This window comes from Pandoraea pnomenusa, from assembly GCF_040391475.1.
In the GTDB taxonomy this organism is placed as follows: Bacteria; Pseudomonadota; Gammaproteobacteria; order Burkholderiales; family Burkholderiaceae; genus Pandoraea; species Pandoraea pnomenusa_C.
Genome location: NZ_JBEBXS010000003.1, coordinates 318,467 through 336,906, shown reverse-complemented (window position 1 = coordinate 336,906; position 18,440 = coordinate 318,467). Strand labels below are relative to the sequence as shown.

The 18,440-nt window shown below is 65.8% G+C and carries 14 protein-coding genes; 10 read left to right on the top strand and 4 right to left on the bottom strand.

Annotated elements, in window-relative coordinates; all coding sequences use genetic code 11:
* The first annotated feature begins 197 nt into the window (after window positions 1-197).
* The 3 genes from ABWO90_RS05725 (at window position 198) to ABWO90_RS05715 (ending at window position 4,661) form a co-directional block, all read left to right on the top strand.
* Window positions 198-1,148: a LysR family transcriptional regulator gene (locus ABWO90_RS05725; RefSeq protein WP_353190232.1), complete on the top strand. Its 951-nt coding sequence runs from the start codon at window positions 198-200 to the stop codon at window positions 1,146-1,148.
* Between the two features lie 397 nt (window positions 1,149-1,545).
* Complete coding sequence (locus ABWO90_RS05720) at window positions 1,546-2,919, top strand: ankyrin repeat domain-containing protein (RefSeq protein WP_353190231.1); 1,374 nt, start codon at window positions 1,546-1,548, stop codon at window positions 2,917-2,919.
* 482 nt (window positions 2,920-3,401) lie between these two features.
* Window positions 3,402-4,661, top strand: coding sequence for an MFS transporter (locus ABWO90_RS05715; RefSeq protein WP_353190230.1), 1,260 nt, complete (start codon window positions 3,402-3,404; stop codon window positions 4,659-4,661).
* Between the two features lie 24 nt (window positions 4,662-4,685).
* Here ABWO90_RS05715 and ABWO90_RS05710 read toward each other — a convergent pair whose 3' ends face one another.
* A complete protein-coding gene (locus tag ABWO90_RS05710) occupies window positions 4,686-5,447 on the bottom strand; it encodes a 2-keto-4-pentenoate hydratase (RefSeq protein ID WP_353190229.1) in 762 nt (253 codons plus the stop codon).
* A gap of 294 nt (window positions 5,448-5,741) precedes the next feature.
* On the opposite strand from ABWO90_RS05710, the gene ABWO90_RS05705 reads away from it, so the two are divergent.
* Window positions 5,742-6,476 (top strand): GntR family transcriptional regulator, encoded by a 735-nt coding sequence (locus ABWO90_RS05705; RefSeq protein WP_353190228.1) that lies wholly within the window; start codon window positions 5,742-5,744, stop codon window positions 6,474-6,476.
* A 43-nt stretch (window positions 6,477-6,519) separates the two neighbouring features.
* Here ABWO90_RS05705 and ABWO90_RS05700 read toward each other — a convergent pair whose 3' ends face one another.
* Window positions 6,520-7,194 carry a GntR family transcriptional regulator gene (locus ABWO90_RS05700; protein WP_353190227.1) on the bottom strand — a complete coding sequence of 225 codons (675 nt, stop codon included), beginning with the start codon at window positions 7,192-7,194 and terminating at the stop codon, window positions 6,520-6,522.
* 179 nt (window positions 7,195-7,373) lie between these two features.
* Between ABWO90_RS05700 and ABWO90_RS05695 the strand changes: the two genes are divergently transcribed.
* From ABWO90_RS05695 to mdtD, 5 genes are all read left to right on the top strand, one after another.
* Window positions 7,374-8,186, top strand: coding sequence for an enoyl-CoA hydratase/isomerase family protein (locus tag ABWO90_RS05695; RefSeq protein WP_353190226.1), 813 nt, complete (start codon window positions 7,374-7,376; stop codon window positions 8,184-8,186).
* A 1-nt stretch (window position 8,187) separates the two neighbouring features.
* Window positions 8,188-9,426, top strand: a complete 1,239-nt coding sequence (locus ABWO90_RS05690) for a CaiB/BaiF CoA transferase family protein (protein WP_353190225.1) — start codon at window positions 8,188-8,190, stop codon at window positions 9,424-9,426.
* A 359-nt stretch (window positions 9,427-9,785) separates the two neighbouring features.
* A complete protein-coding gene (locus ABWO90_RS05685; RefSeq protein ID WP_353190224.1) occupies window positions 9,786-11,654 on the top strand; it encodes a glycoside hydrolase family 15 protein in 1,869 nt (622 codons plus the stop codon).
* A 133-nt stretch (window positions 11,655-11,787) separates the two neighbouring features.
* Window positions 11,788-12,369 (top strand): FlxA-like family protein, encoded by a 582-nt coding sequence (locus ABWO90_RS05680; RefSeq protein ID WP_353190223.1) that lies wholly within the window; start codon window positions 11,788-11,790, stop codon window positions 12,367-12,369.
* A gap of 167 nt (window positions 12,370-12,536) precedes the next feature.
* On the top strand, window positions 12,537-13,976 hold the full coding sequence (mdtD, locus tag ABWO90_RS05675) for a multidrug transporter subunit MdtD (RefSeq protein WP_353190222.1): 1,440 nt from the start codon (window positions 12,537-12,539) through the stop codon (window positions 13,974-13,976).
* A gap of 40 nt (window positions 13,977-14,016) precedes the next feature.
* Here the strand turns inward: mdtD and ABWO90_RS05670 are convergent, their stop codons facing one another.
* Window positions 14,017-15,324, bottom strand: coding sequence for an ABC transporter substrate-binding protein (locus ABWO90_RS05670; RefSeq protein ID WP_353190221.1), 1,308 nt, complete (start codon window positions 15,322-15,324; stop codon window positions 14,017-14,019).
* Between the two features lie 378 nt (window positions 15,325-15,702).
* Between ABWO90_RS05670 and ABWO90_RS05665 the strand changes: the two genes are divergently transcribed.
* Window positions 15,703-16,389: a response regulator gene (locus tag ABWO90_RS05665; RefSeq protein ID WP_353190220.1), complete on the top strand. Its 687-nt coding sequence runs from the start codon at window positions 15,703-15,705 to the stop codon at window positions 16,387-16,389.
* A gap of 5 nt (window positions 16,390-16,394) precedes the next feature.
* Here the strand turns inward: ABWO90_RS05665 and ABWO90_RS05660 are convergent, their stop codons facing one another.
* Window positions 16,395-18,338, bottom strand: a complete 1,944-nt coding sequence (locus tag ABWO90_RS05660) for an ATP-binding response regulator (protein WP_353190219.1) — start codon at window positions 18,336-18,338, stop codon at window positions 16,395-16,397.
* Window positions 18,339-18,440 lie beyond the last annotated feature (102 nt).

Here is an 18,440-nt window from a genome sequence, read left to right as displayed (position 1 = left end):
TCTATCTCGACAAGACGATGATGGTGTTCGGCGACGCGAAGAAGGTCGTCGAAGAAATGGTCAAGGCAGCGGCCTGACCGACGTGTCGTGTCGGCGCCCATCGAATGTCGTGGGCGTCACGGGGCGCGCCGCCGGGTGCGGCGCGCCGGAGCCATCGTCATGGCTCGTTGGCTCACTTCCTCGCAGGGCACAAGCACATGAACGTATCGCTGAGACAACTCAAGGTCTTCATGGTCGTGGCGCGCAGCAAGAACTTCAGCCGCGCGGGCGCCGAGATCGGCCTGACACAACCGGCCATCAGCCGTTGCATCAACGAGCTGGAAGGACAGCTCGGCCTGCGGCTGGTGGATCGCACCACGCGTGAGGTCGCGCTGACCGACGCGGGCGTGACGCTGGCCGGAAATCTCGATCGCGTACTCGACGAACTCGAGATCGCGCTGCTGCAAACGCATGGTGCCGAAGCGCGCACCACCGGCCGCGTACGCATCGGGGCGGCGCCGACCATCTCGGCCACGTTGCTGCCGCGCGTGTTGCTCGCGTCGCAGGCGACCTATCCCGACATTGCACTCGCGCTCGTCGACCAGATGCAGCGCGCGGTGCTCGACAGCGTGCGGGCGGGCGATGTGGACTTCGGTATCGTGGTCGCCCCGCAGGGGGCGGACGACCTCACGACCGAGCACCTGATGAGCGAGCCGTTCTGCCTCGTCTGCCGCAGCGATCACCCGCTCGCCGAGCAAGGCGCGGTGCACTGGTCGGAGCTCTCGGGAGAGAACCTCGTGCTGCTCAACCAGAGTTCGGGCAGCCGGCCGCTGATCGACCGGGCGCTCACCACGCAGAAAGTGCAGGGCACCATCACGCAGGAGCTGGGGCACGTGAGCACCATCTTCCGCATGGTGCAGGAAGGGCTGGGTGTGAGCGTGCTGCCGCCGCTCGCGTTGCCGCTACCCGAAAATTCGACGCTGGCCGTGCGTCCGCTGCTCCCGGCCTTCGAGCGCAACATCGTGCTGGTACGACGCAAGAACCGCTCGCTCTCGCCCGTGGCGCATACCGTGTGGGAGCTGATCCATCGCGTGGTGCGCGAGCGCAACAAGGGATTCGCGATGGCTGCGGAGTCGCTGGTCGCTGCCTCGGCCGGCCCCGCCAACTGAATCCCTGATTCGAATCAACCACTTGAGTCCCCTCATCAAGGACTTGTCCACAGAGTTGAACACAAAATCTGTGGATAAATAGGAGGCACTTGGCCGGCGTCTGCCTGCGAGTGCCTCCGTCTGACCCCTTCCTTCGAAAACACCATTCCGATCAAGTGCTTGGGTGAATTGCCCCGTTTGTTGTCCACAGCCTTGTGAACAAAAACGGTGGATAAGTCTCGGCCTTTCGGCCGCCGGTCAGCGCTCGCTGTCCGGCTCCCGACAGTTCGACGCCGCAATACCAAGATGCGCTGCCACGCCGTTGCCTAGGATGCCCAACGGCCGGCACTTCGGCATTCGTGCCTCGCCGCCGAGTCGTCATCTTCGTAGCTCAACCCATTTGATCTGGAGTGTCTCGATGTTCCCTTCCCTTAGCGGTGGTGCGTCAGCGCCGTGCGCCGAAGTGCCGGCCCCGGCGGTCGGCGATTCGTCCGGTGCCGATGCCGGTCAAGCGCGTCGGCGATCGGCCGTCGATGAACTGCGGGCGGCGTTTGCAGATGCGCCCCGCGCGAGTTCGTTGCGAAAGCTGTTGTGGTCGATGGGCATGATGCCGTCCGGCAAAGTGGCGGCTTTCCTCGAACCGCTGCTGCCGTGCGACGCGGTCGGGAACGCGATATTGAGCCGTGAGGAACAGGCGGCGCTGCGCGGTGTCGTGATGCTGCCTGCCGCCGATGTCCCGATCGACCTGTTGCGCGATGCCGGCATGTCGAACGACGCGGCCTACGACCTCTGCTGCTTGCTTCACGACGCTCCCGAAGACATCGTGGTCTCGACGCTGGCAGCATTCGCCGCATCGCCGTCGCCGCTCATCGCGTGGTGGCACCAAACCCCCTGGCTCGCCGACGATATGGGGTCGCGAGAGGCACGGCGAAGTCTGCGAGTCCTGCAATTGGCGGGGCACCGGCAATGGCCGTTCGACGAGCAGATCTGGCGCAGCGCGGTGATGTACGCGGGACACGCATTGCAGAGCGATCCGGAGACCGGCATGCCTGCCAACCCGTGGACGGGTATGGCGTTGCTTGACGGGCTGCCGCGCGGCACGCACGCCCAGCGGTTGATGACCACGTTTACCGGCGAGCCGATCCTGTTGCACGCCATGCGCCTCGGACTGCCCGCTGCAGCCATCGAGAAGATGCTGTCGCTGGGGTTCGAACCCGATACGCCGTCACCACCCGGGCGGGCGCCGGCAGGCGACATCGCGCCGATCTTGCCGGGCGCGCATGCGCTTCACTATGCGGCGTTGCACGGCAACGTCGAGGCGATAGGACTGCTGATCAGTTATGGCGCGCAGCCGGACACACGCGATGCGCGTGGCTACGCGCCGATGTTGTACGCGCATGCGAGCGCGCCGGTTTTGTACGGTTGCGACCCGAGCGCCAGCTTCCTCCCGGAAAATCGCACCGACAGGCATGTGCGCGAGCGCACCGCGGCTGTCGTTCGGACATTTCTGGATCTCGGCGCAGATCCGTGTGCGCGAGGTAACGACGGCATGAACGTGGGCAGGGCGCTGATGCTCAGTGTGATGGCGTCGCGCGACGGCGGGGGGCTGGACAGCTGGCCGGAGTTCGAAGCGCTGCTGGTGTCGCTCTGCCACCGCGGCGTGTGTTTCGACGCGGCGCATGGCAGTGGCGCGCGGCAGGTCGAGATGTTTGCGCAGGTGCATGCCCAAGGGCGACCCGGCGACGCGATCTGGTCGCTGCTCGCTTTGCTGCGCAAATTGGAGACGTGGTGAGCCTCGCGGGATTGCCGGAGGGGGAGGACCGCGACGCCGTGCGTCTCGACTCATGGGATGGCCGCGAGCCAGCGTTCTCGCGCCGTCTGGGACGGATGCCCGGACCGGCGGCGCGATTCGCGGGAATCGGTCATGGGAATGCCATCGAAGCGTGTTGAACTGACGGGCATTCACCGTATCGGTGAACGAACCATGCGATGCGAACCGATCCTGCGCGACCTGTCCGCCCGCCCGGCACCCCGTTTCCCCTGTCTGGCTGCCGCACGCATACTTGACCGGTGCGATGCGGCGGCCAGCTTTTTTCGATGGCGGGCGGCCCCGCGTGACGTGGGTCTTGCACGGCAGTGTCACATCAGGTGCGTTAGAATGCCCCCAACGAGTGCTGCATCGCGCCGGTGCTCTGTCAGTCCCGTCTTCAAGTGATCACGCAGACGTCTGCGCTGCGTCATTCACGATTCACTCCCGCATTTCCTGCGATTCCCATGACTTCTGAAACGACGAAGCCGCGCTCGGGCTTTTGGCCTGCCCGCGCGGCAACGATGGCATTGCTGTTTTGCAGCGGCTTTCTCTATGCGACGTGGGGCGTACATGTGCCCACCGTCAAGGCGATGTTCGACCTGAACGACGCGAGCCTCTCGGTGGCCATGTTCGCGATCGCGGGCGGCGCCATCGTCACGATGTCGCGCATGGCACGCTGGGTCGGTCGTGCGGGTAGCCGACGGGCGAGCCTGCAATCGGGCATGGCGCTCGCGGTGACGAGCGCGTTCATCCTGTCGATGCCGAATTACTGGGGCCTGGTGGGCTGGCTCGCACTTTATGGTGCCGCGAACGCCACGTACGACGTGGCCGTCAACGCGCAAGCCGCCACGCTCGAGGCGCGCTACCGGAAGCCGATCATGGCGTCGCTGCACGGGTGCTTCAGCCTCGGTGGCATGTCGGGCGCGCTGGTCGGCGGGGCCTGGCTTGCGCATCAGGGTTCGCCGCAATGGCACGTCGGCCTCGCGGCACTCGTGTGCGCCGTGGTGATGATCGTCGGCGCTCGCCATATGCAGAAAGACATGATGCCCGGTGAAGCGCCGGACGCGAGTGCGGTAAGCGCCGGAGAGCGTGTTCCGGGGCATACGCATCGCGCACCGCCTGCACTGGACGATGCGTCACGCCGCAAACTGCATCGACGTCTCACCGGTTTCGGCGTGCTCGCGTTTCTCGGCCTCGTGGTCGAAGGGGCGATGTACGACTGGACCGCCGTGTACATGCGCGAAGTGGTCGCCGCACAGGGTGCCTGGATCGGCGCCGGCTACGCCGCGTTCTCGCTCGGCATGGCCGGGGGGCGCTTCGGCGGCGATCCGGTGCGCGCACGCATGGGCGGCGCGCGTCTGCTCCGGGTCAGCAGCCTGCTATGTGTGGGCGGAGTGATGCTCGCGCTGTTCTGGCGCACACCGGCCGCTGCCGTCGCGGGCTTCGCGTTGGCCGGTCTCGGCTTGTCGAACGTGATGCCGGTGATGTTCGCCGCGTCGGGCGAAGTGGCGCGCGGGGCCGGCATGGCAAGCGCCGAAGCGATTGCCGTGATGGCGCGTCTGGCCTATCTGGGATTGCTGGTGGGGCCGGTGGTGATCGGCGCGATCGCACATGGCATCAGTCTCCCGGTGGCGCTGGGGGCCGGTTTGCTGTGCATCGTGCCGATTGCGTTGCTGGCCCCGAAGATGCTGGCGGGGGCCGACGGACGCACCGGGCGGCACTGAGACCGCCCGCACGCGTCGCCTCGCTTACTTCAGCGTGACCGACGCCTCGCCGATCCCGCCAATGGTGCCGCGCAGCAGACCCGGGCCGTTCGCCGGAATCATGCCGACGTAGGAGCCGCAGGTCACAACGGCGCCGGCGCGCATCGTGATGCCACGCTTGCCGTTGTGATTGACGAGCCACGCGAACAGGGCGCGCGGATCGCCGCCCGTGTTGTGCCCGGTTTGCGCCGGAGAGATGGCGGTGCCGTCGAGCGTGAACGACAGCGTCGGATTGAGGTAGTCGAGCGAGGCATCGTAATCCCGCCCGCTGCCGATCACGAGGGCGCCATTGTTCTGCAGATCGGCGAGCGCAAAACGGCTGTCCAGTCCGGTGGCTGCAAACCGGCTGTCGGTAATTTCGATGGTCGTGAGCGTTTCGCCGACGAACATCATGGCTTCACGCTCGTCGTAACGTCCCGGCTTGATGTCGCGGGCCAGACGGAACGCGATTTCCAGCTCCAGTCCCGGACGGAAGAAGTCGTCCAGGGCCAGCGTGCCGCCGCTCTGGCTCACGACCGATGCCGGAATCGGTGCGCAGTTCTTCAGATCCTTCGGCGATTTCGCGCCGACTTTCCATGCCGCAATCGTCTCGCCGAGCAGGTCGAGGGTGCGGAGTTGCACCGCGTAAGCGGCATCGGTATCAGGGGGCAGCAGGGCGGCGGCGGGCGATTCGATCGGCGTGTCGCCACGGCGCGTGTCGGCCAGCAATTGGGCGAGCGATTCGACGGCGGGGGATGGGTGGGGCATGGTGAAGGTCTCCTGTGCAACGGGCAATGCGCCGGTGTCCCTGCGATCAGCAGCGGCGCGATGGCTTACATCCTAACCAAGATTGATGCGTCGTTGCGCAGTGCAGCGAACGTGTCGCGTACTTAGTGAAAACACCAGCTAACGTAGTCAAAACGCCTTCGATCTGCGAGAATCGAATTTCGTAATATTTCGTAATATTTCGTGCGGCATGGCAACGGTTGTGCGCGTCGTGGCCCGCGAATGTGCAGTGCGTGCAGTCGATGACCTCCTGAAGCGAACGAACTGGCCGAGCCTATGCACTCCGTGACCTCCGCAACCTCCGTGTCCGTCAGCGCCGTACGAGACCCTGCCGTCCATCCGCCGGACGACGACACGCAACCGATCAGCCGCCGCGCGCTGCATCTGGCAGTCATGGATCGTTTGCGCAAGATGATGACGGAAGGCGTGCTGCCGCCCGGCGCGCATCTGAACGAGCGCGCACTGTGCGAGCATCTCGGCGTGTCGCGCACGCCGCTGCGTGAGGCGCTCAAGATGCTTGCGGTCGAGCGACTGATCGAACTGTTGCCGAATCGTGGTGCGCGCGTCGTCTCGCTATCGGCCAGAGATATCACGGAAGCCTTCGAACTGCTCAGCGGCCTCGAAGCGCTGGCCGGCGAGCTGGCATGCGAGCGCATCACGCAGGCGGAAGTCGATGAGATTCAGGAACTGCACTGCGCGATGGACGCCTGCCACGCCAACGGCGATCTGTCGGGCTATTTCGACTGCAATCAACGAATTCACGACCGCATCAACGCCGCTGCACGCAACCCGTCGCTGACGCAGATGTATCAGTCGGTGAATGCCCGCCTGCAAGCGCTGCGGTTCCGCTCCAACCTGCACGCGGGCAAGTGGGAGCGAGCCATCGACGAACACGTTGCCATGCTGCAGGCTTTGCATCAGCGCGACGGCGCGGCGCTTGGCCGTCTGCTGCGCGCGCATCTGATGGCCAAGTGCGCCACCGTGATCGCCAACATGCGCGCCGCTGCCTGAGAGGGTCCGGGCGGCAGGGTGCGCCCGCTTCACCTCGCCTTCGTCACGCCGCGCGGCTCATGCTCACCAGTCCGTCGTTGAGCATTGCCGCGACATAGGCGTCCGTCTTGCTGCGCAAATGCGCTTCCATCAATGGTCGTAGTCGCTTGCCGTCGCGCCGACGAAGCAGCGTGAGCATTTCCGCGTGTTCGTCCACCGCCTGACGCCAGCGCTCCGGTGTCGGCGTCAGGCGCTCTCGCACGTGGCGCAGACGCGCGTTCAGATTGTGGAAGTATTCGGCCAGCGGGCCGTTGTCCGCCATGCGCAGAATGCTCAGGTGGATCTGCTGATTCAATGCGAAATACGCGGCGTGATCGGTGCGTGCGTAGGCGGCTTCCATCTCGGTCTGTAGTTGGGCCAGGGTATCGAGATCGGCATCGGTCGCCTTTTCGCAAGCCTGCTCGCCCGACAATCCTTCGAGGACTGCCATCACGGCGAGCAGATTCACGACCTCATCGACACTCACACGTGCCACGCGGGCGCGTCGCGTTTCCGAGATCTCCACGAGTCCTTCGTTCGCCAACCGCTTGAGTGCCTCGCGCAGCGGCGTGCGCGAGACGGACAGTTCGTCGCAGAGCGCACGCTCCGAGAGCGGTGCGCCGGGGCGCAGCTCACCGCGCACGATGCGCGCCTTGAGCGCTTCGTAGGCGGCGGCGTTCAGCGATGCAGATGTGCTCATGCCGTGACGTCGCAGAAAAATGGAATGCCAATTTTGATGGCGACGCGTTCGATCGTCAACTGCCTATCCCGGAATTTGCCACGTTAACCCTGATTTTTTCGGTTATCACTTGCCAATCGCCGTTCGATCCTTCTATCGTTAACGAAAATTGGTATACCAAAAATCATCGCTGGCCGGACATGGGGTGCGTGCTGGCATCTGAAGGAGGCAATGTGACATCGACCGTTCTGACCGAGCGACAAGGCGCCATCGCGCTGGTCACGCTCAACCGTCCCGAGAAGCTCAACGCGTTGACCAAACCGATGTGGCAGGCGTTGGGGGACACGATTCTGACGTTGTCCGAAGCGCCTGACGTGCGCTGCATCGTGCTGCGCGGCGCGGGCGAGAAGGCCTTCGCGCCGGGCAACGACATTGCCGAGTTCGAGACCGACCGCGCCAACGTGGAGCAGGCGCGGACTTATGGTGCGCTCATGCATCGCACGCTCGATGCGCTCGCGCGCTGCCCGGTGCCGCTTGTCGCGATGATTCACGGCATCTGCGTGGGCGGCGGCATGGAAATTGCCGCCGCCTGCGACGTTCGCATCTGCGGTGAGTCGAGCCGCTTCGGCGCGCCCATCAACAAGCTGGGGCTGGTGATGGCGCATGCGGAGCTATCCGGCCTCGTGGGGCTGCTCGGGCCGGCGCGTGCGCTCGAGATCCTGCTCGAAGGCCGGATCTTCGATGCCCAGGAGGCGGCGCGCATCGGTCTCGTCACCCGGGTGGTCCCCGACGCCGAGGTGGCGCGCGAAGCGCTCGCGAGTGCCGGGCGCATCGCTGCCGGGGCGCCGTTGGTGGCGCGCTGGCACAAGCGGTTCGTGCGCGAACTGGTCAGCGGCCAGCCGCTGACACCGGCGCAGATCGACGAAGGATTCGCGTGCTTCGGCACGGCCGATTTTCAGGCGGGCTATCGCGCATTCCTCGCGAAGACGGCGCCGGTGTTCGAGGGGCGATGAGATGAGCGACACGACGAAACAGTCAGGCGGGCCATTGCAGGGCGTCAAGGTGATCGAGTTGTCGCACATCATGTCGGGGCCGGTCTGCGGCATGATGCTCGCCGACATGGGCGCCGACGTCATCAAGGTCGAGAAGATGGACGGCGACGATGCCCGCCGCTTCGCGCCGATCCTCTCGCACGGCGAGTCGGCATCGTTCATGATGCTCAACCGCAACAAGCGCGGCATTGCGCTGAATCTGAAGACGGAAGGCGGCAAGGCCGTGCTGCGCAAGATGCTCGCGAGCGCAGACGTCGTCACGGAGAACTATCGCAAGGGCACGATGGAAAAGCTCGGCCTCGGCTACGAGACGCTGCGCGAGGCCAATCCCGCGCTCATCTATTGTTCGATTTCCGGGTACGGGCGCACGGGGCCGTTTGCCGACAAAGGCGGCTTCGATCTGATCGCCCAGGGCTTGTCGGGACTGATGAGCGTGACGGGCGAGCCCGGGCAGGCGCCGATCAAGGCGGGCTCGCCAATCGCCGATATCAACGCGGGCATTCTGGCGGCGCTCGGAATTTCCGCAGCCTACGCGCACCGTTTGCGCACGGGGCAGGGACAGATCGTCGATACGTCGTTGCTCGAAGCGGGCTTCCAGCAGATGTACTGGGCCGCCGCCAACTTCTTTGCCAGTGGCGAGAACCCGCCGAAACTCGGGTCGGCCAATCCCACGAGCACACCGTATCAGGCGTTTCGCACGCAGGACGGCTGGATCAACATCGGCGCGGCCAATCAGGCCAATTACGAACGGCTGCTGCAAGTGCTCGACGCCCCCGAGATCGCCAGCGATCCGCGCTTCGCGACCAACGCCGGACGCACGGCGCATCGCGCCGAGCTTGTCGAACGCCTCACGGCGTATCTCATGCGCGACACCACTGACCACTGGGTAGAACGGCTCGACGCCGTCGGGTTGCCCGTCGGCCCGGTGCTGCCGATCTCCGACGCCGTCTCGCATCCGCAGATCGTGGCGCGCGAGATGGTGGTCGAGACCGTGCATCCGCTCGATGGCCCGACGCGCAGTATCGGGCTGCCGATCCGATTCTCCGAGACGCCGAAATGCACCGGCGGGCCGGCGCCTCGCTTGGGCGAGCACACGTGCGAAGTGCTGGGCGAATATGGATTCGATGCGGCGCAGGTTCGCGAACTCGTGGCGCAAGGAGCGGTACATGTCCTGGAGGAGGCAGCGCCCGCGAACGCATGATGTGCATCTTGTGTCCGTCATGCGGATTCTCCGCGTGTTGACATACTTTGCAGAACTTCCCAGCCGGTGGCCGGTCGGTTTTTGAACAGGCGCGCGTTGCGCGCCGGCCACCGATGAACCCGATCCGACGGCAACGTCGCAAGGAGGGAAGGCATGACCTTGAGCCGCAACGCCAGCAGACCTCACGTGCCAGTCAATTTCGCACGGCACGGCAGACCCAACCTCGCAGCGAACCTTCCAACGCTGGCCCGATGGTCGCGCGCGAGTGACGCGCGTACCATAGGACTTCCTGCGATTGCGTACCCCCAGCCGCTCATGGGGGTGACGTCTTTCTCTCCTCTCTCATTCGCGAGGTGAGCATGCCGGCACGTATCGAAGATTACGCGATGATTGGCGATTGCCGCAGCGCCGCGCTCGTGGCGCGCGACGGCTCCATCGACTGGCTCTGCTGGCCGTATTTCGATTCTCCCGCCTGTTTCGCGGCACTGCTCGGCGGCCCGGAGCATGGCCGCTGGAAGCTCGCTCCCGACGATCCTCACGCGACGTGCACGCGTCGCTATCACGACGACACCCTGATTCTCGAGACGCGTTTCGAGACCGTGGAGGGCTGCGTTGCCGTCATCGACTTCATGCCGTTGCGCGATGGCGCCGCCGATCTGGTGCGGCTGGTCAAGGGCATCCACGGCAAGGTGACGATGTCGATGGAGCTGATCCTGCGTTTCGACTACGGCGCGTCGGTACCGTGGGCGCGCCCGCTCGATGCCGACGATCCCACCGGCCCAGGCATGCGGCTCATTGCCGGACCGGACAAGGTCGTGGTGCGCACCCCGGTCGAGATCAAGGACGTGCCGGGCAGCTTGCGCGCGCGCTTCGACGTGGCGGCCGGCGACACCGTGCCGTTCGTGCTCTCGCGGGTGCCGTCGCATCATGCCGATCCGCGCGAGATCGACCCGCTCGCCGCGCTGACGGATACCGAACGTTACTGGCGCACGTGGGCCAATCGCTGTCAGCTCGACGGCCGGTGGGCCGAGGCGATCCGCCGCTCGCTGATCGTGCTCAAGGCACTCACGTTCGTGCCGACGGGCGGCGTGGTTGCGGCCCCGACGACATCGCTGCCCGAGCAGCTCGGCGGGGAGCGCAACTGGGACTATCGCTACTGCTGGTTGAGGGATGCGACCCTCACGCTGCAGGCGCTCATGCTCGGCGGCTATTACACCGAGGCGACGGACTGGAGCCAGTGGCTCGTACGCGCCGTGGCAGGGGCACCGTCGCAGGTGCAGATCATGTACGGGCTGTCGGGCGAGCGGCGTCTGCCGGAGTGGGTGGTCGACTGGCTGCCGGGCTACGAGGGGGCGAAGCCGGTGCGCGTCGGCAACGGCGCGGTGGGGCAGTTGCAGCTCGACGTCTATGGCGAAGTGATGGACGCCTTGCATCAGGCGCGTCTGGGCGGGCTGCCCCGCGACGAGGCGACGTGGGAGGTGCAGACGAAACTCGTCGCTCATCTTGAAACCGTCTGGCGCGAGCCGGACGAAGGCATCTGGGAGGTGCGCGGCGGTCGCCAGCATTTCACCTACTCGAAGGTCATGGCGTGGGTGGCGTTCGACCGTGCGATCAAATCGGCGGAACGCTTCGGCCTGCCGGGGCCTGTGGATCGCTGGAAACGCCTGTGCAAGGAGATTCATGCAGACGTATGCGCGCATGGCTTCGACAAGAAGCGCAATGCGTTCATGCAGGCCTACGGCTCGTCGGAAATGGATGCGAGTGTGCTGATGATTCCGCTCGTCGGGTTCCTCCCGGCGGACGATCCACGCGTGGTGGGCACCATCGAGGCTGTCGAGCGCGAGTTGATGGAGAACGGGCTGGTGCAACGCTATCGCACGGCCCGGGTTGACGACGGGCTGCCGGCGGGGGAGGGCGCGTTTCTCGCGTGCAGCTTCTGGATGGTCGACTGTCTCGTGATGCTCGGCCGCCAGCGCGACGCCCGGGCACTGTTCGAGCGATTGCTGTCGTTGCGCAACGACGTGGGGCTGCTTGCTGAGGAGTACGACACGCACCACCAGCGTCAGGTGGGGAACTTCCCGCAAGCGTTTTCGCATATCGCGCTCGTGCATGCGGCCATCCGGCTTGAGGCCCTGGCCGACGACGATCGCGCCGACGAGGCCGCCGACGCCGTGAACGCCGATGAGGCGCATTTCGAGCATGTGGGTTACCGGGCGGTACGGGCCTGACGCGTCCGGGCGGGAGGGGGCTGGAGAGTGTGGCGAAAAAGGGGGGGACTCGAACGCGACTAAAGGAATTCGATAAGGATGCCGTAATACTGGGGAATTCCTTACATTTCCTTTCTGCGGAGACCCCCCCTCCATGTCGATCATCATCCCGATCAAGGGCAGCGCGACGTCCGGCCTGCTCGACGTGTGGCAGTCGCACATCCAGCAACAGCAGGCGCAGAAGGCGCAAGCGCAGGCGTCGCAGGCCAGGACGACCGGCAATGCGGGCGCTGCCGAGGCGGCCGCAGGCGCGGATTCGGCCAAGACCGTCGGCGCAGCCGGCGACGCGAAGACCGGCAACAACACCGGCAACGAGAGCAACGGCGACGGTAACAACAATAACAATACGAATTCGCGTCGCATCGACACCGACATGGTCGAGATGGTGCGCGGTGCGCGCGACGGTGCAAAGCAGACGGGCAAGGCGGTGAGCGATGCGAGCGAGGCCGGCGGCACCGACGCCATCGTGGCGCAGACCATCAAGAAGCTCAAGGCGATGCTCGCGAAGGTCATGTCGCAGCTCGACGAAGTGCGCAACAACGATCGGCTGCCGCCCGACGAGAAGCTGCAGATGACGACCAGCCTGTCGGCACAGGCCATGTCGATTCAGGCACAGATTCTCGCGCTCATGAACCCGACGAAGTCGACCGGCAACAACGTCAATACGACCGCCTGACGGACACAGGCGCCACCGCGTCGCCTGGCGTTGCGCAATACGTCTGCGTGATGGCGTTTGATGCAAGAATCGCATCAGTGCGCACGGTCGAAGCGCGCTAGAATTCTGCTTTCGCTTAATTCTTGTTGCAGGCATGGCCGGGCGGCCGTGCCTCGTCACCGCGCCGCATGAAGCAAGACAAGACCCTCTCCGCCCTGCTGTGGATCGTTGCGGCGGGTTTTTTCATGCAGGCGCTCGACACCACGATCGTCAACACGGCACTGCCCGCCATGGCGGCCAGCCTTGGCGAGAACCCGCTGCGCATGCAGCCGGTGGTGGTCTCCTATTCGCTGACGATGGCGATGCTCACGCCCGCGTCCGGGTGGCTCGCCGACCGGTTCGGCACCCGGCGCGTGTACTTCGTCGCGATTCTGCTCTTCGTGCTCGGCTCGATCTTCTGTGCGATGGCGGCGACGCTGCCGCAGCTTGTGGTCGCACGCGTGTTGCAGGGGGCGGGTGGCTCGATGCTGCTGCCGATCGGGCGTCTCGCCGTGTTGCGCTCCTTTCCGGCTGGCCAGTATCTGGCGGCGCTGGCCTTCGTGTCGATTGCCGGGCAGGTCGGCCCGATGATCGGGCCGGTGCTGGGCGGGTGGCTCGTGCAGGTCGCGTCGTGGCACTGGATTTTTCTCATCAACGTGCCGATCGGCATTCTCGGTAGTCTTGCGGTGCGCCGTTATCTGCCCCGGCCCTCGAAGGACGACGTTATCTCGACCGGATTCGACTGGGGTGGCTTTGTGTTGCTCTCGGTCGCGATGGTGTCGTTCACGCTGGCGCTCGATCATCCGTTCTCGAATGCGGGCTGGGGGGCGTCGGCGGGACTCGCGCTGCTTTGCGTGGCGACGACGCTCGGCTACTGGCCGTATGCCCGACGTCGTGCGGCGCCGCTGTTCCCGCTCGAGCTCTTCGAGACCCGCAGCTTCAGTCTTGGATTGCTGGGCAACCTCGTGGCACGCATCGGCAGCAGCGCCGTGCCGTTCCTGTTGCCGCTGCTGCTGCAGGTCGCCATGGGCTACAGCCCACTCGCGTCGGGGCTCATGATGCTGCCGGTAGCGCTCTCGGGCGTGGTCGTCAAGCGCAGGGTCACACCCCTGGTGCAACGCTACGGCTATACGCGCTTCCTGATGGTCAACACGGCCGTGGTCGGCGGATCGATCGCTAGCTTCGCGCTGTTCGGCCCGGGGTGGCCGATGTGGCTCGGGTTGGCGCAACTGGCGATCTTCGGCGGTGCGAACTCGATGCAGTTCGCGGCCATGAACAGCGTGACGCTCAAGGACCTCGGGGCGCGTCGGGCCAGCGCGGGCAACGGGCTGTTCTCGATGGCGCAGATGCTGGCGCTGGGCCTTGGCGTGACCATCGGCGGTCAACTGCTGGCCCTGTTCGGCCAACTGGCCGGTCAGGCGGGGGAGATCGGCGCGGGCGGCACGGTGGCGGGTTTTCGCATGACGTTCGTATGCGTCGGCCTGATCACGCTAGGCTCGGCACTCGTGTTCCGTCGGGTGGAAGACCCGGCTGCCGGGGCCGATGCCAACGCGGCATCGGCCACCGGCGGCGGGCGTTCAGGGCGCTGACGCCGGGGCGTCCCGGCGCATGCCCTCACGCGCTTTCAGCTCATTTCTTCACCAGCGCGCACTTCGAATCGGACAGCGGCGCGAACGCCTTGTCGGCCGGGATGGTCTCGAGGATCTTGTACAGATCCCACTCCGACTTCGACTCGGCAGGCGTCTTGACCTGCACCAGCAGCATGTCGTGCACGAGCTTGCCGTCGGCGCGGATCTGGCCGTTGCGGATCACCGGGTCGTCGATCTTCATCGACTTGAGCTTGGCCATGACGGCGTCCGCCTCGTCTGTGCCGGCGGCCTGCACGGCCTTCAGATAGTTCAGGACCGCGGAATAGACGGCGGCCTGCATCATCGTCGGCATCTTCTTGTGCTGCGCGTAGAAGCGCTGGGCGAAGCCGCGCGAGCGGTCGTCCTGATCCCAGTAGAAGCCGTTCGTGAGAATCATGCCCTGGGCGTTCTTCAGGCCCATGCCGTGCACTTCGGTAATCAGCGAGAGCAGCGGCGTGAAGACCTGCTTGCCACCCTGGATCATGTTGAACTGCGACGCTTGCTTGACGGTGTTGAGCGTGTCCGTGCCCGAATTCGCCAGCGCAATCACCTGCGCGCCCGACGTCTGTGCACGCAGCAGATACGACGACAGATCGGGCGAGTTCACCGGGTGCTTTACCGAGCCGACGACCTTGCCGCCCTGACGCGTCAGGATCTCGCTGCCGTCCTTCTCCAGCGCCTGACCGAACGCGTAGTCGGCGGTGATGAAGTACCACGACTTCAGCCCCCGGCGCAGCAATGCCTGCGACGTCGAATTCGCCAGCGCGTAGGTGTCATACATCCACTGCACGCTGTGCGCCGTGCATTGTTCGTTGCTGATCGCCGACGAGCCGGCGCCGGTCACGAGGGCGATCTTCTTCTTTTCGTCGGCGATGCGGTCCACCGCCAGGGCCACGTTCGAGAACGTGAGGTCGGTAATCATGTCGACCTTGCCGCGGTCGTACCATTCGCGCGCAATCGTGGCGCCGGTGTCGGTCTTGCCTTGCGAGTCGGCGGAGATCAGCTCGATGGGGGCGCCGAGCACCTTGTGATCGCGCGAGAAGTCGTCGATGGCCATCGTGGCGGCGAGCACGCTGCCCTTGCCGGCGTTGTCGCTCGACACGCCGGACAGGTCGGTGAGCACGCCGATCTTCACGACGCCGTCGGAAATATTGCCGCCCGCTGCGGCATGGGCGCCCGTGACGGCCGGGCCAAAGGCCCCGATGGCGCCCAGGACGAGGGCGGAGGCCGCGACGGCGATCTTGTGGCGCAGGCGGCCGCGAAGGCGATGATGTTGGGCGCCGCGCAGTTCGGCGGTAATGCTGGACATGGCTTGTCTCCGATATTCGAGTTATTGCGAACCGCCGCCGGCCATTTCTCGGGGGATGCCTGTGCGCACGGGTCTCGAACATCTTAAACATCACGTAATCGATTGCGCAATCCGTAATTGACGAGTTGGGCATCGGGATTTTCCTGACCTTTCGCATTGGCCGGAACGGGCGTATGGGGGTAAGCGGGGGCATTCGGACGCTGTGGCTGGCGGGCAGTTGCACCGTTTCGGGGCGGCCGCTGACAACGACTGGGAATGGCCGGGAGTGGCGTTGCACTGCGCAAATTGAAAACACGACTTTCGGTCAGTAATACGACATAATTCCCGGCATTGCTGCTGCCTGAGAATCGTGCGCGCCTGCGTGCGTCCCCCCGAAGAGTGCCGACCGTTTTTCTGATCGATGACCATGCGATGTTCCGTGAGGGCCTGCTGCTCGCGCTGCGTGCGGCCGCGCCGGAGCTCGACTTCGAGGCGTTCGCCAGCGGCGAGCAGGCGGTCGGGGCACTGCCCGGGCGACCCGACGTGCATGCGGTCATGTCCGACTACTACCTACCCGACCTCGCCGGCGCCGCGTTGCTCGCACGTTTGCGCGCCGTGCGCCCGGATCTGCGTTTGCTGGTGATCTCCGCGTCCGAAGACCGACAGGATGTGCGTTCGGCGTTAGCGGCCGGTGCGCATGGTTTCGTGCACAAGTCGGCCGACAGCCGCACGCTGCTCGACGCCTTGCAGACGGTGCTGCGCGGCGAGCGTTATCTGTCGTCGGCATTCGATGCGGGCGACGCGGCGAACCACGACCAGGCCGAGCGACTGAACGGCGCGGTTGCCGACGCCGGCGACGACCGCTCGATCGTGGCGCGTCTGGCGTCGCTGACACCGCGTCAGCGCGAGGTGTTGCTGCTGGTTTGCGACGGCTTGCGAAATGGCGAGATCGCCGCGCGTCTCGGCATGACGGAGAAGACGGTCAAGGCTCACGTGTCGGCGGTGCTCGCGGCCCTCGGGGCGCTGAACCGGACGCAGGCGGCCACATTGGCGCGCCGCGGCGGGTTGCTCGGCAAACCCGCCTGACGCGCTTACGCGTCCGTTGCCGTACCGGACGCACCGCCGCTGTTGACTTCCAGTGTCTGCTCGATCGTGCGGCGCAGCAACTGGGCATCGACCGGCTTGTGCAAGAGCGGCCAGGCGCGCGCCGACGCTTCCACGATGCGTTGCGGATCGGTATCGCCGCTCACCAGTATTGCCGGAATGGTGTCGTCCGCAAACTCCTCATGCAGACGATCGATGGCGTCGATGCCGGTCTCATGATCGCGTAATCGGAAGTCGCTCACGATCAACGCAGGCTTGGTTTCAGCCGCCACCGCTGCGCGCACGATCTCGTCGCCGCTACCGCCGCCCACCGTGCGATACCCCCACGCTTCGAGCAGCAGACACAGCCCATTGAGGTTTTCCGTGTCGTCCTCGACGACGCAGACGAGCGGCCCCTGTGCGGCGGTGGCCGCAGGCGACGACGTGGTGACATGCGGCTCCGATGGGGTGCGAGTCGCACGCACGTCGGCGAGCGGCACGTTCAGCGCGAACACGCTGCCGCGTCCGGGGACGGAGCGCAAGGTCAACGGATGCCCGAGCAGATCGGCGGTACGCCGCACGATTGCCAGCCCCAGTCCCAGTCCCTTCGAGCGATCGCGCTCCGGGTTCCCGACCTGATGGAATTCCAGGAAGATCTTGTCGAGGTCGGCGTCGGCAATGCCCACGCCGGTGTCCCACACTTCGATGCGCACATGACGCTCTCGCAGGCGACAGCCGACCAGCACCCCGCCGCGGGCCGTGTGGCGGATCGCGTTGTCGAGCAGATTGCGCAGCACGCGTTCGAGCAACACCGGGTCGGAGCGAACGGCCAACGAGTCGCGGCCACGCGTGCCGTGCACGCGCAGGATCAATCCCTTGGCGGCCGCCTGCGGCGCGTATTCGAGTTGCAGTTGATCGATCATCGGCGCGAGCCGCAGCGCGCGCGGTTTCGGCTGGATCACGCCGGCGTCGAGTCGCGAGATGTTGAGCAGGCCGTCGAACAATTGCCCCATCGCGGCGGTGGCGCGGCCGATGTGATCGACCAGCTGACGGCTGCGCGCGTTGAGCTGCTGCTCACGCAGTACGCCGACGTACAGACTCAGGGCATGCACGGGCTGGCGCAGGTCGTGACTGGCGGCGGCGAGAAAGCGCGACTTCGCCAGATTGCTGCGCTCGGCGGTATCGCGTTCGACGGCGAGCCGTGCCATCAGATCGTCGTTCTCGAAGCGCATCGCCAGTGAGTCGATCTGTGTGCGGTACATCCGGTAGGCGAACGCGAACGTGACGGCCAGATAAACGGCGCCTGCGACGGCAAGTGTCGTCGGGATCGTGCCGCCAAGCGTGGCGAGCGCGACGAAGCTCGGTGCGTAATAGGGCAGCTCGAAGGCGAGCAGGGCCGGCGGGTGGATGCAGTAGGCGTAGATAGCGCCGGTGCCTAGCGTGAGCAAGCCGACGATCATGAACATCTGCTGCGCGGGTGGCGCGTGCCAAAGCCAGAACGCGTAGGGAACGCCCCACAGCAGGCCCGCTGCCAGCGAGCCGATACGCACGCGCCAATCCCACCGACGCAGGGCAACGAGGTCGATGCGTGTCGCGCTGCCTCGACGCGTGCGCGTGTCGCGTTTTGCCCCGTCTGTGCGGTGCGGCAGCCCGGGGTAACGCCGGATCGCCGTCGCCCGCCACAGGGTCAGGGCTGCCTGTGCGACTGCCCAGAGCAGCAGGTCGCGCAACGGAAAGACTTCGCGCAGCACGGCTACGATCAGCCATACCGTGAGGAATGAACCGGCGAGCGACACGGGCAGGTTGGCGCGCAAGGCGGCGAGGCGGGCGACGTACACATCTGTCGCGTGGGCGCCGATCGGTTCCTGGCGCACTTCGGCCTGGGCCTGCGGGGCGGACGCCGACGGCGGCGCCGGATTGGCCGGGGATGTGTCGGAGGCGTTCAAGGTCACAGGGCGATTTCAGTGGGCCGGTAAGTGCGGGTCGAGGAGCGGGTGGATGCGGGTGGCGCCGGTCTGGCGGGGCACCGGATGACGCACGAGTCTCCCACAGAA